The sequence below is a fragment of the Bradyrhizobium sp. BR14999 genome, from assembly GCF_056106085.1.
In genome coordinates, this window is record NZ_CM148536.1 from 6,043,541 (window position 1) to 6,057,547 (window position 14,007).

The 14,007-nt window shown below is 63.4% G+C and carries 11 protein-coding genes and 1 tRNA gene; 4 read left to right on the plus strand and 8 right to left on the minus strand.

What is annotated here, in order from left to right; translation table 11 throughout:
* Genes exbB through ACR9YP_RS28395 form a run of 3 tightly spaced genes read right to left on the minus strand, consistent with a single transcriptional unit; the run spans window position 1 to window position 4,233 of the window.
* Window positions 1-978: a tonB-system energizer ExbB gene (exbB, locus tag ACR9YP_RS28385; protein ID WP_438109054.1), complete on the minus strand. Its 978-nt coding sequence runs from the start codon at window positions 976-978 to the stop codon at window positions 1-3.
* Window positions 975-1,664, minus strand: a complete 690-nt coding sequence (locus ACR9YP_RS28390) for a Fe2+-dependent dioxygenase (RefSeq protein ID WP_091888537.1) — start codon at window positions 1,662-1,664, stop codon at window positions 975-977. Before ACR9YP_RS28390 ends, exbB begins: the two co-directional genes overlap by 4 nt.
* A 19-nt stretch (window positions 1,665-1,683) precedes the next feature.
* Window positions 1,684-4,233, minus strand: coding sequence for a TonB-dependent receptor (locus ACR9YP_RS28395; protein ID WP_474221134.1), 2,550 nt, complete (start codon window positions 4,231-4,233; stop codon window positions 1,684-1,686).
* Window positions 4,234-4,483: 250 nt separating this feature from the next.
* On the opposite strand from ACR9YP_RS28395, the gene ACR9YP_RS28400 reads away from it, so the two are divergent.
* A protein-coding gene (locus ACR9YP_RS28400) for an IS5 family transposase (RefSeq protein WP_474217651.1) occupies window positions 4,484-5,232 on the plus strand; the annotation gives its coding sequence in 2 pieces (ribosomal slippage) (window positions 4,484-4,814 and window positions 4,814-5,232; 750 coding nt in all).
* Between the two features lie 66 nt (window positions 5,233-5,298).
* Here the strand turns inward: ACR9YP_RS28400 and ACR9YP_RS28405 are convergent.
* Window positions 5,299-5,538, minus strand: a complete 240-nt coding sequence (locus ACR9YP_RS28405; RefSeq protein WP_025035676.1) for a hypothetical protein — start codon at window positions 5,536-5,538, stop codon at window positions 5,299-5,301.
* A 373-nt stretch (window positions 5,539-5,911) separates the two neighbouring features.
* Here ACR9YP_RS28405 and ACR9YP_RS28410 point away from each other — a divergent pair, with 373 nt between their 5' ends.
* From ACR9YP_RS28410 to ACR9YP_RS28420, 3 genes are all read left to right on the plus strand, one after another.
* Complete coding sequence (locus ACR9YP_RS28410) at window positions 5,912-7,084, plus strand: efflux RND transporter periplasmic adaptor subunit (protein ID WP_438109056.1); 1,173 nt, start codon at window positions 5,912-5,914, stop codon at window positions 7,082-7,084.
* Window positions 7,081-10,227, plus strand: coding sequence for a multidrug efflux RND transporter permease subunit (locus ACR9YP_RS28415; protein WP_474217652.1), 3,147 nt, complete (start codon window positions 7,081-7,083; stop codon window positions 10,225-10,227). Before ACR9YP_RS28410 ends, ACR9YP_RS28415 begins: the two co-directional genes overlap by 4 nt.
* Window positions 10,228-10,290: 63 nt before the next feature.
* Entirely contained in the window at window positions 10,291-10,860 is a 570-nt protein-coding gene (locus ACR9YP_RS28420; RefSeq protein WP_438109058.1) for an invasion associated locus B family protein, read from the plus strand.
* 9 nt (window positions 10,861-10,869) lie between these two features.
* Here ACR9YP_RS28420 and ACR9YP_RS28425 read toward each other — a convergent pair whose 3' ends face one another.
* From ACR9YP_RS28425 to ACR9YP_RS28440, 4 genes are all read right to left on the minus strand, one after another.
* Window positions 10,870-11,232, minus strand: coding sequence for a DUF1428 domain-containing protein (locus ACR9YP_RS28425; protein ID WP_438109060.1), 363 nt, complete (start codon window positions 11,230-11,232; stop codon window positions 10,870-10,872).
* Window positions 11,233-11,402: 170 nt separating this feature from the next.
* Window positions 11,403-11,476: transfer RNA gene (locus ACR9YP_RS28430), tRNA-Gln, on the minus strand.
* A gap of 277 nt (window positions 11,477-11,753) precedes the next feature.
* Window positions 11,754-12,725, minus strand: coding sequence for a Bug family tripartite tricarboxylate transporter substrate binding protein (locus ACR9YP_RS28435; RefSeq protein WP_474217653.1), 972 nt, complete (start codon window positions 12,723-12,725; stop codon window positions 11,754-11,756).
* Window positions 12,726-12,867: 142 nt separating this feature from the next.
* On the minus strand, window positions 12,868-13,998 hold the full coding sequence (locus tag ACR9YP_RS28440) for an iron-containing alcohol dehydrogenase (RefSeq protein WP_438109063.1): 1,131 nt from the start codon (window positions 13,996-13,998) through the stop codon (window positions 12,868-12,870).
* Window positions 13,999-14,007: the final 9 nt, after the last annotated feature.

Consider the following 14,007-nt stretch of genomic DNA (forward strand, 5'->3'; position numbering starts at 1 on the left):
TCACTCCGCTGCGCGCGAATGTACGCTGCCGTGGCTGCGATCGAGATCGCGCGAGAGCAGCCGCCCCGCCGCGCCCGAGGCGCGGCTGACGAGCTCGAGATAGCCTTTCGTCACGCGCGCGAAATGGTTGTAGATGATGACGGCGGGGATGGCGGCGACGAGACCGATTGCGGTGGCGAGCAGCGCCTCGGCGATGCCGGGCGCGACCACGGCGAGGTTCGTGGTCTGCGACTTCGAGATGCCGATGAAGCTGTTCATGATGCCCCAGACCGTGCCGAACAGGCCGACGAAGGGCGAGGTGGAGCCGATGGTCGCGAGCACGCCCATGCCGATGCGGATGCGGCGCTGTTCCGCGCGCACGATCTCGGCAAAGCTCGAGGCCGCGCGCTCCTTGATGCCGGCATCGCTGGACAGGCCGGCCGACATCCGCGCCTCACGCAGCGCCGCCACGAGGAAGGACGGCAGGATCCCTTCCTTGGCTCCGAGCGCCATCTGGGCTTCCGCGAGCGAACGTGCCTCTGCGGTCTTCTTCAACGCCGAACGCAGCTTGGTGGAAGCGACCGACAGTTCGATCGACTTGGCGATGAAGACGGTCCAGGTCACCAGCGAGGCAAAGGCGAGCCCGATCATCACCGCCTTCACGATGACGTCCGCCGACATGAACATCACCCAGGGCGACAATTCCTTCATGGCCGGCGCGACAGCGGTCGCCACATCGGCCTTGGGGGTGGTCGGACCGGCGGCCGCGGGGGGCGCCGCCGGAGCAGCGGGCGCGGTTGCCGTCGAGGCCGAAGGCGCCGGGGCGCTAGGTGCGGTGGCCGCTGGCGCCGCGGGAGCCGGACTGGCCGGGACCGGCTGAGCCACCGATTGCGCCGGGGCCGGCGGGGTTTGTGTCTGGGCGGAAACTGGAGATGCGAGCCAGGCGGCCGCCAGCATGGCGGCGGCGGCAAGGCTGGCTTGGAAGGTCATGCTCTTCATACTTCGGCCCAGTAGCGAATGAGGTTGTGATAGATACCCGTCAATTTGACCGTTTCGGGATCGTCACGCCCGAGCCGTTCCACCAGCGCCTGAATCGCGGTGTCGAGGTCAAAGATCATGCTTCGGGCTTGATCGTCCCGTATCATGCTCTGAAGCCAGAAGAAAGACGCAACCCGCGTTCCCCTCGTCACCGGCGTGACCAGATGGAGGCTGGTCGAGGGATAGAGCACGCAGTCGCCGGCTGGCAACTTGACTTCGTGCGAACCGTAGCTGTCCTCGATCACAAGTTCGCCACCGTCGTACTCGTCCGGCTCGGCGAGGAACAGCGTGACCGACAGGTCTGTGCGGATGCGAAGGCCGGTCAGGCGATCGCCGCGGATCGCATTGTCGACGTGCAGGCCGAAATGGTGGCCGCTGCTCGCCGCATAGCGGTTGAACAGCGGCGGGAAGATCTGGAGCGGGATCGCCGCCGCGATGAAGCGCGGGTTCGACGTCAGCGCCGAGATGATGCGGTTGCCGAGCTTGCGCGCGACCTCGCTGTCAGGCGGCAATTGCTCGTTGCGCTTGACCATGGCCGACTGCGCGCCGGCGGTGGAGCGGCCGTCCTCCCAGTCGCTGGCGTCCATGATGCGGCGGAAATCCGCCACATCATCCTTGCTGAGAACGTTTTCTATGCATGTCAGCATGAAACTCGTTGTTACTCCATCAGTAGCGCGCGGAGAGCACCACATAGGCGGCACGGCCCGGTGCCTCCAGCACGAACGGTGCTGCGCTTTGGTACAGCGCGTCGTAGTAGCGCTTGTCGAAGATGTTGTTCACGAACAGCTTGAGCTTCCAGTGCTCGTCGAGCTTCGCCTCGGCGAACGCGTCAAAGCGCCAGTAGCTCGGCAGCGACGTGCCCTGATTGGCCGCGAGCAAAGTGCCGCCATAGATCTTGGAGCGGTATACCGCCTGCCCGCCCAGTTCCCAGGTGTCGTTGAGCTGATATTTCGACAGCAGGCTGAACGACTCGTGCGCGATATTGGCGAGGGGACGCCCAACGTTGGTCGGATACAATGTCTTGTTGGCCGACGGTGCCAGCGACTGCGTCACTTCCGACTGCATCAGCACGAGACCGCCGAACACACTCCACTTGTCTGTGATCTTGCCACCGACGCCGAGATCGATACCGCGGATGCGGTAGGCGGCCCCGGCCGTGATGCAAGACACCGTGCCGGTTGTCGCTGGAACGGTCACTGGATAGGGACAGGTCGCAGTTGCCGTCGCCGCAGTGATATTCTGCGACTCGCGTGCGTTCTCCTTTTCGGTCTGGAACAACGCCGCCGTCAGCAACAGGTGACGGTCGAACAACTCCCATTTCGTGCCGATCTCGATCGCCTTGTTCTTCTCCGGCCCGAAAATCTGGTTCGAGTTGCCGTTGAGGACCGGTGTGAGACCGCCATAGGCCGTGCTGGTCCCATCGAACTCGGCACCGACGGGATTGGCCGAGGTCGCATACGCCACGTAGACGCTGCCGTTCGGCAGCGGCTTGAGCGTGAGACCGAGATTGAAATTCGGAATCAGGAACTCGGCGGATTGCTGGCCGAACCGGCTCACCCCACCGATCGTTCCGTATCCCGACGTGTTGATCTTGTAGTTGTCGTAACGGAAACCGCCGTTGAGGATCAGCAGGTCATTGTAGTTCGCGCTATCCATGACATAGCCGCTGACGGTATCGATGCCGACCTTTGTCGGCAGTCCCGAAAGCGACGGGATTCCGAACGGCAGATACGTGTTCTGAGGAAAGAAGACGCTGGTGTTGGTCGGCGAGCCCGATGGGCTCGAAGGAATGCCGGTGGCCTCCGAGGTCAGCCCAAGATACCTGTCGATCGACGATCGCTCACGATCGACCTCAATACCCGCAAGCGCAGTGTGCTTGAACCCTGCCCCGTCCAGGAACTTGTAGGTCGCCTCCGTCTGGTTGGCGAGCACGTCGGTGATCTGAAAACGGCTCTGCGGATTGGACGTCAGCGTCGAAGCTGAGAGCGGGTCCTTCAGCGAGGGCGATTCCGGCAGCGTTCCGATGTAATTTTGGGTCGAACGCGACGCGCGGAACTTGTTGCTGATCATGAGATCGGGAGTGATCTGCACTTCCGCGTTGATCGTGCCGATGTCCTGGCCGGTGCGGAAGAAATCGCGATTGACGAAACCGTACCAGTTCTTGCGGCTCGCTCCGAAATCCGGGAACGGACCGCCAGCGGTGGACGCGGTGCTCGGCCGATAATAGGGCACGCCGAAGTCCGGAAGACCGGTCAGTTCGGTGTGGATGTAGTTGCCGGTGACCTTGATCGTGTCGGTCGGCTTCCAGGTCGTGGCGACGAAGGCGCCGTTCCGGTTGTCGGTGACGTAGTCGCGGCCAGCGACATTGGCATCCTGAAACAGGCCGCCGACACGAACGGCGAGTGTCGGGTCGATCACCTGATTGACGTCGAGGGTGACACGCTTGGTCTGGTCGGTGCCAAACGTGGTGTCCATGTTGTAGAAGCTCTTTTCCGTCGCCGCCTGTTTGGTGACGATGTTGATCGCGCCACCGGCGACACCACGTCCGGAAAAAGTCGAGCCGGGACCGCGCAGGATCTCGACCTGCTCGGTGAAGAAGTTTTCACGCACGCTGACACCGGAGTCACGAACACCGTCGATGAAGATGTCATTGCGGGCATCGAAGCCGCGGATGAAGAAGCGATCACCGAACGCGTTGCCGCCCTCGCCCGAGCCGAGCGTCACGCCGGCCGTGCTGAGGATCGCCTGCTTCAGCGTCGTGGCGTTCTTGTCCTCGAGGACTTCCTTGCTGAGAACCGTGATCGACTTGGGAGTGTCGACCAGCTTCTCCGGGAATTTGCCGCCGGCCTGCACGTGATCGACCTTGTAGGGCGCAGCCGGATCGGCATAGGGATTTGCGTCGGCGGGACCTGACGGCGTGACGGGAGCCGTCTGCTGGGCCTGCTGCCGCTGTGCGGCGCGGCGAAGCGCGTTGCGGGCGCGGACCTGCTCCGGCGAAGGCTTCGAGGCCACCGGACGCGGACGCTGCACCGGAGCATCAACCGTCACCGGCGGCAGGTTCGACTGCTGCGCCTCTGCGCCGCTCGAGACCGACGCCACGGCGATCAAGCTCGCGACGGCCGAGACCTTCTTGCCGGAAATCCCCGAAGACTTTTCATCCACCGGATCGAATACTGCGACCGAACGCAACGACTTCGGTGCGACCACCTGCCCCATCACAACACGCCCCATCTTCCTGTTCGCTCACTCACTTCGACGAGCGATTGGGCTGTTGGTATCGGCGGCAAAATAGTGGGTCAATGCGGGCAAGCCGCGAGAGCCTTTGAATAAGTCCAGATCAAAACGATTCTAAGTTGAAGTTTGAAACGGTTCTAAAGATAGATTGGACTCGTTCTAAGGCCTGTTTACAGACAGGATTCCCAAATCAGTAGAAAATTGATTCAAGGCTGAAAATTGGAGATCAGCCTTGATTCGATTGATGTTGAGCGATGCGCAGTGGGAGCGGATTGCGCCGGAATTGTCTGGCAAAGCCGGTGATCCCGGCGGCACCGGGCGTAACAACCGGCTCTTTATCGAAGCAGTTCTTTGGATTGCGCGCACGGGCTCGCCGTGGCGAGATCTGCCGGAAGCGTTCGGCAAGTGGTTCACAGTGTATACGCGCTTCTGGCGCTGGGCGCAGAAGGGGGTCTGGGAGCGGGTCTTCAAAGCTCTCTGTGACGATCCCGATTTCGAATATGTCCTGATCGACGGCACACTCGTCCGGGTCCACCAACATGGCACCGGGGCAAAAGGGGGACTCAAAATCAGGCCATAGGCCGCTCGCGTGGTGGCCTGACTACCAAAATCATGGCTCTGGTCGACGCACTCGGCAATCTCATTCGCTTCACCCTGCTGCCCGGCCAGCGTCACGACAGCATTGGCGTCGAGCCTTTGATCACTGGCCTCGATTTTGAAGCGCTGATCGGCGACAAGGCCTTCGATAATAACTGGCTGCGCGCCAATCTGAACCAACGCGGCGCCGCAGCGGTCATCCCGTCCAAGGCCGACCGCGCCGGGCGCATCCCGCACGACGCCGAAATGTACAAATGGCGCCACCTGGTCGAGAACTTCTTCTGCCAGCTCAAGGCATTCCGCCGCATCGCAACTCGCTACGAAAAGACAGACGCCTGCTTTGCCGGCCTCCTCAATCTCGTCGCGGCTTTCCTCGCAAACTAGCGACTGTAAACAGGCCTTAAAGCGTGCGCGAAAAATGCCGCCAGAATGGCGGTGATGCTCGCACCATCAGTCGCTGCTCGGCGGCTTCATCAGCGAGAACAATTCGTCGACGGTTTTCTGCGCGACCGCGCGCACACGATCGGTGTTGTCCATCCCGGCGATGTTGACGCCGTTGACGACGGCTTTGATTTCGTCGCGGAAGTCGGTGAGGAAGCGCAAGGGATCGCGCTGCTCGTTGGCGACGCGTGCGATCAGCCCCGTGATCAGAATCTGACACGCGATCAGCTTGCCGTTCAGTTCGTCCATCCCTGCGCTCCCGTTGTGGCGGCGCCGATATGACCGATGCTGATTTTCCTGACAACCGAAACGGCCGGTGCGCGATTTAGAACCGTTCTCGTGACGCGCCGGCGTGGTGGTTGTCCGCCGCGCCCTCAGCGCGGGACACGGTCTGCGGGCATTGTCCAAGGTTCGCACGCGGATCGTTCGGGCTCCGGAAAATGCAGCCTTGCCCACCGCCGCGCCAGCCTGCTCCACGCGGTGCAAAGCTTTCCAATTGTTTAGGATTCTCGACCGATAGTGCTGTTTACACTGGAACTTGGCGTGTATTATACAAGCGCGCTGGAACCCTATGATTGCCCCATAATTCGTAGCTTGGGGGCACGAGCGCCGCCGAGCCGATATGAAAAAAACACGGCCGATCCTCTGGATTCTGATCATCGCGGCCGTGGCCTCCGCGGGTTATTATGGCTGGCAAAAATACGGCTCGCCCGGGGCCGGAAAAACCCAGACGACACAAAAAGCAGCGCCTCGCCCGCAGGCCGTTCCCGTCAGCGTTGCGCCGGTTCAGAAGACCGACTTCCCAGTGTATCTGACCGGTCTCGGCACGGTGCAGGGCTTCAACACCGTCCAAGTCCGCAGCCGAGTGGATGGTCAGATCGACAAGCTCGCCTTCCGCGAAGGCCAGATCGTCCAGCAGGGCGACCTTCTGGTCTCGATCGATCCCCGCCCCTATCAAGCCGCGCTCGATCAGGCCAAAGCCAAGAAGGCGCAGGACGAGGCGAACCTCGCCAACGCCAATCTCGAACTGCAGCGCGCCATGAGGCTCGGCGAATTCGCGACCGCTCAGCGGGTCGATACCCAGCGCTCCACTGTCGCTCAGCTCACCGCCCAGATCGCGGCCGACGAAGCGGCGATCGCCAACGCCCAGACCCAACTCGACTACACGCAGATCAAGGCGCCGATCACGGGCGTCGCAGGGCTGCGCCAAGTCGACATCGGCAACATCGTCAACGCCTCGACGCAGACCGGCATCGTCACGATCTCTCAGGTCGAACCGATCGCCGTGATCTTCACGGCACCGGAAGACCAGCTCCCCTACATCACCGAAGGCCAGCAGGCCGGCGCGCTCAAGGTGATCGCCTTCACCACCGACGGCAAGAAGACGCTGGCCGAAGGCAAGCTCGCGGTCATCAACAACCAGGTCGACACGACCAGCGGGACTATTCGGCTCAAGGCTGTGTTCGACAACAAAGACCACACACTGTGGCCGGGCCAGTCGGTTTCGACGCGTCTTCTGGTGCGGACGCTGAAAGATGCGACCGTGGTTCCCGATGATGCGGTCCAGCATTCGACCAACGGCCTGTACGCCTATACCGTCAATCAGGACAACAAGGCCGAAGTGCACAAGATCAAGGTCAGCTATGGCATCGATGGACGTTCGGTCATCGATGAAGGCCTCACGCCCGGGCAGCAGGTCATCACCGGCGGTCAGTTCAAGGTGCAGCCTGGAAGCCTCGTCTCGACAGCGGTGGCGAGCTCGGATCCGGCCCAGAACAAGGTTCGACACGAATGATCGCGGGCGGGATTTCGGCACCCTTCATCCGTTATCCCATCGGCACCTCGCTGCTGATGGCCGGCATCCTCTTCGTCGGCCTCGTCGCCTACCCCCTGCTGCCGGTCGCGCCGCTGCCGCAGGTGGACTTCCCGACCATCCAGATCACCGCCAACCTGCCGGGCGGCAGCCCCGAGACGATGGCCTCGTCGGTGGCGCAGCCGCTCGAGCGGCAATTCGCCCAGATCCCCGGTATCGCCCAGATGACCTCGACGAGCTATCTGGGCACGGCGTCGATCACCATCCAATTCGACCTCAATCGCAGCATCGACGGCGCGGCCAACGACGTTCAGGGTGCCATCAACGCCGCCAGCGGTCAGCTGCCGAAGAACCTGCCCTCGCCGCCGACCTACCGCAAGGTCAACCCGGCGGACGCCCCGATCCTGCTGCTGTCGGCAACCTCCGAGACACTGCCGCTGACCAGCGTTAGCGACGCCGTCGACGCCCAGCTCGCCCAGCAGATCAGCCAGCTCTCCGGCGTCGCGCAGGTCTTCATCGGCGGCCAGCAGAAGCCGTCCATCCGCGTTCAGATCGACCCGGCGAAACTCGTCGCCAAGGGCCTGTCGATGGAGGACGTCCGCAGCCAGATCGCCATCACCACGGTCGACAGCCCCAAAGGCAATATCGACGGGCCCAAGCGCGCCTACACGATCTACGCCAACGACCAGCTCACCCACGCCAAGGACTGGAACGACGTCATCATCGCCTATCGCAATGGCGGCCCCTTGCGAATCCGCGACATCGGCCAGGCCGTCAGCGGCGCTGAAGACGCCAAGCAGGCGGCCTGGGCCAACGGCAAGCGCGGCGTGTTCCTGGTGATCTTCAAGCAACCCGGTGCCAACGTCATCGAGACTGTCGACCGGATCAAGGCCACCCTGCCCCGGCTGGTGGCCGCTATTCCGCCCGCAATCAAGATCGAGCTGATCAGTGACCGCACCACGACAATCCGTGCCGCGGTCGAGGACGTCCAGTTCACGCTGCTGCTGACCATCGCGCTCGTGGTCATGGTCATCTTCATCTTCCTGCGCAGCTTCTGGGCGACGGTCATCCCCACGGTCACGGTGCCATTGGCGCTATTGGGCGCTTGCGCCTTGATGTGGGTGGCTGGCTATTCGCTCGACAATCTGTCGCTGATGGCACTCACCATTGCGGTCGGCTTCGTGGTCGATGACGCCATCGTGATGCTCGAGAACATCACCCGCTACATCGAGGAAGGCGAATCCCCGCTCGCGGCCGCCTTCAAGGGCTCCAAGGAAATCGGTTTCACCATCGTCTCGATCAGCATCTCGCTGGTCGCGGTGCTGATCCCCCTGCTGCTGATGGGGGGCATCATCGGACGCCTGTTCCGCGAGTTCGCCGTGGTGCTGGCGATGACGATCTTCGTCTCGATGTTCGTGTCGCTGACGCTGACGCCGATGATGGCCTCGCGCTTCCTGCGCGCGCATGGCGAAGTGACCCACGGCAAGTTCTACCAATGGAGCGAGCGCGCCTTCGACGGGATGCTGCGCGGCTACGAATATGTGCTCGACCACGCCCTGGCGTGGCGCCGCACCACGCTCGCAATCTTCTTCGCCACGCTCGGACTGTCGATCTACCTGTTCGTCCTGATCCCGAAGGGCTTCTTCCCGCAACAGGACGTCGGCCTGATCACGGCCACGTCCGAAGCCTCGCAGGACATTTCGTTCGCCGAAATGCAGCGGCGCCAGGTCGAGCTTGGCAAGATCGTGATGGAGGATCCCGGCGTCGCCACGATCGCGATGAACATCGGCGGCAGCGGCCGTGCCGGCAACAACGGCAACATGTTCATCACGCTGAAGCCGCGCAACGAGCGCGAGGCCTCGGCGCAGCAGATCATCGCGCGGCTGCGTCCCAAGCTCGAGAAGGTGTCCGGCGCCCGCCTCTACATGCAGGCGGCCCAGGACGTCCGGCTCGGCGGCCGGCCGACCCGTACGCAGTTCGAGTTCACCTTGCAGGACGCCGATCTCGCCGAGCTCAATGACTGGGCGCCAAAAATCCTCGCCAAAATGCAGACGCTGCCGGAGCTGCGCGACGTCGCGACCGACCAGCAGACGCAGGGCACAACGGTGCAGCTCAAGATCAACCGTGACACCGCCTCGCGCTACGGCATCCAGCCGCAGATGATCGACGATACGCTGTATGACGCCTTCGGCCAGCGGCAGGTCACGCAGTATTTCACCCAGCTCAACACCTACAAGGTGATCCTCGAGATCCTGCCGGAGATGCAGGGCGATCTCGAGAGCCTGAACAAGCTCTATCTGAAGTCGCCGCTGACCGGCGAACAGGTGCCGCTGTCGACCTTCGCGACCTGGACCACCGACCCGGTCCGCCCGCTCTCGATCAGCCATCAGGGTCAGTTCCCCGCGATCACGATCAGCTTCAACCTCGCGCAAGGCGTCGCGCTCGGCCAGGCCACTGAGGCCGTGCAGCGGGCGATGGCCGAGCTCGGCGCGCCGCCGACGCTGAATTCGAGTTTCCAGGGCACCGCGCAGGCGTTCCAGCAATCGCTCGGCACCGTGCCGCTGTTGATCCTCGCCGCGCTCGTCGTGGTCTACCTGATCCTCGGCATCCTCTACGAGAGCTACATCCATCCGATCACGATCCTGTCGACCCTGCCCTCGGCCGGCGTCGGCGCGCTCGCGATCCTGATGGCGGCCGGCTTCGACTTCAGCCTGATCGCGCTGATCGGCATCATCCTCCTGATCGGCATCGTGAAGAAGAACGGCATCATGATGGTCGACTTCGCGATCGCCGCCGAGCGCGACGAACACAAGACGCCGGCGGAATCGATCCGCCAGGCCGCGCTGCTGCGCTTCCGCCCGATCATGATGACGACGATGGCCGCGCTGCTGGGCGGCGTGCCGCTGATGCTCGGCCACGGCACCGGCGCAGAGATCCGCCAACCGCTCGGCTACGCCATGGTCGGCGGCCTGATCGTCAGCCAGGCGCTGACGCTGTTCACCACGCCGGTGGTTTATCTCTATCTCGACGAGCTCAACAACTGGTTCTCGGGTTGGGGCCGTTCGGGTGACGGCGAAGGCGACGAGGCGGCCGAGCGCCGCAGCGTCAAGCAAGCCGCCGAGTAAGCTTGCGCCGCACCTTCCGCGACGCTACAGCGAGACCTCGGTTCACGCCAACGCGGTTTCGTCATGCTCATGCAATCCAGACTTGTCGCCCTCGCCGCCGCTGTCCTGTTGTCGACCAGCACCGCACATGCCCAGCAGGGCGCCAAGAAGAACGCCGTTTCTCCTACCCCGGCCACGCAGCCCGCGCCTGCTCCGACGCAAGCACAGGCGGACGGCGCTCCGGGACAGCCCGGCTGGATCGTGCGCTGCACCAGCGCAAGCCGCGAGGCGCCGCTCGAATGCGCGATGGAGCAGAACGCGGTGCTGACCAAGACCGGCCAGACCGTCATCCTGATCAACATCCGCATCGCGCCCGACACCCGCACACCGATTGCGCTGCTGCAATTGCCGCTCGGCCTCAACCTGCCCGTCGGCGCCAAGCTCCAGGTCGACGAAGGCAAGGCGTTCGATCTCCAGATCCAGACCTGCGAGAACCGCGGCTGCTACGCCTCGACGCCGGTCGCGCCGGACCTGCTCACGGCCTTGCGGTCGGGCAAGCAGTTGAAGGTCTCCTTCCAGAACATGGCCAAGGAGACGATCGCGATCCCGATGCCGCTCAACGATTTCGCCGCGGCCTACGACAAGATCAAGTAACGGACGCCGTCAGGTCGCGATGTCGCCTGCCCGAAGCAGCGTCGTGAAGCCGCCATAGATCATGCGCTTGCCGTCGAACGGCATGCCGTCCATTTTCAGCCGCGGGTCCGCCATCACCTTCTTGTTGACGGCATCGCGGGTCTCCCGGTCGCGGTAGACGATCCAGGAGAAAACCACGATCTCGTCCTCCTTTGCCATGACCGCGCGCGGAAACGAGGTGAGCTCGCCATAGGGAACGTCGTCACCGATGCATTCGACATAGTCGAGCGCGCCATGCTCCAGCCAGAGCGCGCAGGCGGTCGTTGCCAGCGTCTTGTAGGCCTCGATCTTCTCCTTCGGCACGGCCAGCGCGAAACCATCGACATAGGACATCACGGATTCTCCTTGGGTTGTGTAACTCAAGGACGATGGAGTGCGCGGAGATCCGACCCGGAAACGCGATTTTTCAGATGAGGCAAACGGTCGCGAGCGGCGGTACCGCCAACGAACCGTCGCTGCCGCGCAGATGCCGAAGGTTTAGGTCTGGGAAAGAGCGCCGGAACTGGCTGGGGAACCTGGATTCGAACCAAGACAAACAGAGTCAGAGTCTGTTGTGCTACCGTTACACCATTCCCCAACGGAATAGTCGAACAAATTCAAGGTCTTGCCGATTTGCTCGACTGTGGCCGGAAGCGCGTTTGGCGCAAATCACGGCTCAGGCGTGGCAGCGTTCTACCCGCTCGAACTTGGGCTGGCAAGCGCTGCGGTGGATGGGTTGTGTCTCAACGGGGGATAGGACGAGAGGTCGGAAGTCCGCGGCGACAAAGCACGGGCCGCGCCCGACCGCATGAAGCGGTCGGGTCACGCTGCGGCCCGCGGACGTCTCAAATATCGCCAAGCAGCGCCTTCGGCGCCTAGTCCAGCTTGATGTTCGCCGCCTCGATCACCTTCTTCCACCGCGCCGTCTCAGCGGTGATGTAGGCCGCAAACGGCTCGGAATCCACCGCGACCGCGGTGGCGCCGAGCTCGGCCAATTTCTGTACCGTGTCCGGCTGCTGCATGAAGGCGCGGATCTCGGCCGAGAGCTTTTCGACGATCGGTTTCGGCGTCCCGGCCGGGACAAAGAAGCCGTGCCAGGCTACGGCCTCGAAGCCCGGCAGGAATTCGGCGACGGCGGGAGCTTCGGGATCGAAGGCGGCCCGCTTCGGCGTCGCTGTCGCCAGCAGCGCGAGCTGGCCGGTCTTCACCTGCGGCAGCAGCAGCGGCACGTTGTCGAAGGCGAGATCGATCTGACCGCTCAACAGGTCCGTCAGCATCTGGCTGGAGCCCTTGTAGGGTACGTGCACCATCTTGGTGCCGGTCATCTGCTGAAACAGCTCGGCGGCCAGATGCTGCGAGGTGCCGACGCCGGCCGAGCCGAACGAGACCTTGTCCGGATTCGCCTTCAGATAAGCGATCAGCTCCGGCACGGTGCGCGCCTTGATCTTGTTGGGGTTCACGACAAGCACGTTGGGCACGACGCTGATCTGGGCAACCGGCGCAAGATCCTTGTCCGGCTGGTAGCTGAGCTTCGGACCATAGAGCGAGGGGTTGATCGCGAGCGCGGACGTGCTCGCAAGCCCGAGCGTGATGCCATCAGGCGCCGACTTCGCCAACCGCGTCACGCCAAGGATCGAGCCGGCGCCGCCGACATTCTCGACCACGAACGGCTTGCCGAGCTTCGCTTGCAAATGGTTGGAGACCATGCGGGCGAAGATATCGGCGGTACCGCCGGCGGCGAAGGGAACGATCACCGTCACCTGCTTGGACGGATAACCGTCCTGCGCCTTTGCCGGCGATGCCGCCAGCAGCATGAGTGAGGCAAGAACAAGCCACGTCGATCTCATCGAAGTTTCCTCTTTTCAGTGTTGTTGATTGGCTGCCGCGAACGAGCGGCGGAGATGGCTAAAGCGCGATGCATCGCGCCTTAGCTTATTGTTTGAGCATGATCTCTTCGGAAAACCGCTACACACTTTTCCGGATCATGCTCTAGAACGCGACCTCGTACATGTTCAGGATCGCATCCCGGCTAAGGTCGCGCGGACTGTTGTCGAGCAGGCGGCGAATGGCGTGCGCCTCGTCGGCCATCACGCCGAGATCGTCCTTGGGCACGCCGAGCGCCGACAGCCGCATCTCGATACCGAGATCGGCGCAGAACTTGTAGGTTGCGTCGAACGCCAGCTTTGCATCGGCCGGCTCCCGCAATCCAAGCGCCTGGAGCACCGCGACGGTCTTCGCCTCCACGGCCGGCATGTTGAAGGCCAGCGTGTGCGGGAAGATCACCGCGCAGGCGAGCCCATGCGCCACATGGTGACGCGTGCCGAGCGGATACGCGACCGCATGACCGGCGGTCGTGTTCACCGGTCCGAGGCAATAGCCGCCATAGAGCGAGGCCAGCGCCAGGCCCGCACGCGCCTCGCGATCGCTGCCATCGACCACCGCCCGCTTGAGATACTGCCCGACCAGCCGCGCGCCTTCGAGCGCATAGAGATCGATCGTCGGATGCGCCTTGCGGCTGGTATAGGCCTCGACGCAATGTGCCAGCGCGTCGACGCCGGTCGCTGCGGTGACCTCTTTCGGCACCGTCATCGTCAGATCCGGATCGACGATGGCGATGTCAGCCAGCATGAAGCGGCTCTGCACCGCCTGCTTGTTCTGGCTCAAGGGGTCGGTGACGAGCGCGCGGGTGCCGGCTTCGCTGCCGGTGCCCGAGGTGGTGGGAATCTGCATCAGCGCCACGCTGCGGCCGGCCACTTTCTCCGGCCCAACGATGTCGGCGAAGGCCACGTCGTTCGTGCACATCACCGCCACCAGCTTGGCCAGATCCATCGCGCTGCCGCCGCCGAACCCGACGACGAGATCGGGCTTGGCGTCGCGCGCCATCGCGACCGCCTTCTCGAGATTGGGCAGGTCCGGCTCGGGCTTCACATCGCCGAACAGCTTGACTGCACCCGGCAGCCCCAGCGTGTCGACGCGGCGCGCGTTGAATGGATCCGAGATCACCAGCGGCCGTTTGGCGCCAATCCGTTCGGCGAAACGCGCCGCAGCGGCGATCGTGCCGCAACCGAACTCCAGGATAGTGGGGCGAAGAATTTCGATGGGCGTGAAGGCGTTGGTCATCGTGCGTTC

Bases quoted from the DNA above. Each gene is read 5' to 3' on its own strand.
- exbB (WP_438109054.1), bottom strand. From the start codon at position 978: ATGAAGAGCATGACCTTCCAAGCCAGCCTTGCCGCCGCCGCCATGCTG.
- ACR9YP_RS28390 (WP_091888537.1), bottom strand. From the start codon at position 1,664: ATGCTGACATGCATAGAAAACGTTCTCAGCAAGGATGATGTGGCGGAT.
- ACR9YP_RS28395 (WP_474221134.1), bottom strand. From the start codon at position 4,233: ATGGGGCAGGTGGTCGCACCGAAGTCGTTGCGTTCGGTCGCAGTATTC.
- ACR9YP_RS28405 (WP_025035676.1), bottom strand. From the start codon at position 5,538: ATGGACGAACTGAACGGCAAGCTGATCGCGTGTCAGATTCTGATCACG.
- ACR9YP_RS28410 (WP_438109056.1), top strand. From the start codon at position 5,912: ATGAAAAAAACACGGCCGATCCTCTGGATTCTGATCATCGCGGCCGTG.
- ACR9YP_RS28415 (WP_474217652.1), top strand. From the start codon at position 7,081: ATGATCGCGGGCGGGATTTCGGCACCCTTCATCCGTTATCCCATCGGC.
- ACR9YP_RS28420 (WP_438109058.1), top strand. From the start codon at position 10,291: ATGCTCATGCAATCCAGACTTGTCGCCCTCGCCGCCGCTGTCCTGTTG.
- ACR9YP_RS28425 (WP_438109060.1), bottom strand. From the start codon at position 11,232: ATGTCCTATGTCGATGGTTTCGCGCTGGCCGTGCCGAAGGAGAAGATC.
- ACR9YP_RS28435 (WP_474217653.1), bottom strand. From the start codon at position 12,725: ATGAGATCGACGTGGCTTGTTCTTGCCTCACTCATGCTGCTGGCGGCA.
- ACR9YP_RS28440 (WP_438109063.1), bottom strand. From the start codon at position 13,998: ATGACCAACGCCTTCACGCCCATCGAAATTCTTCGCCCCACTATCCTG.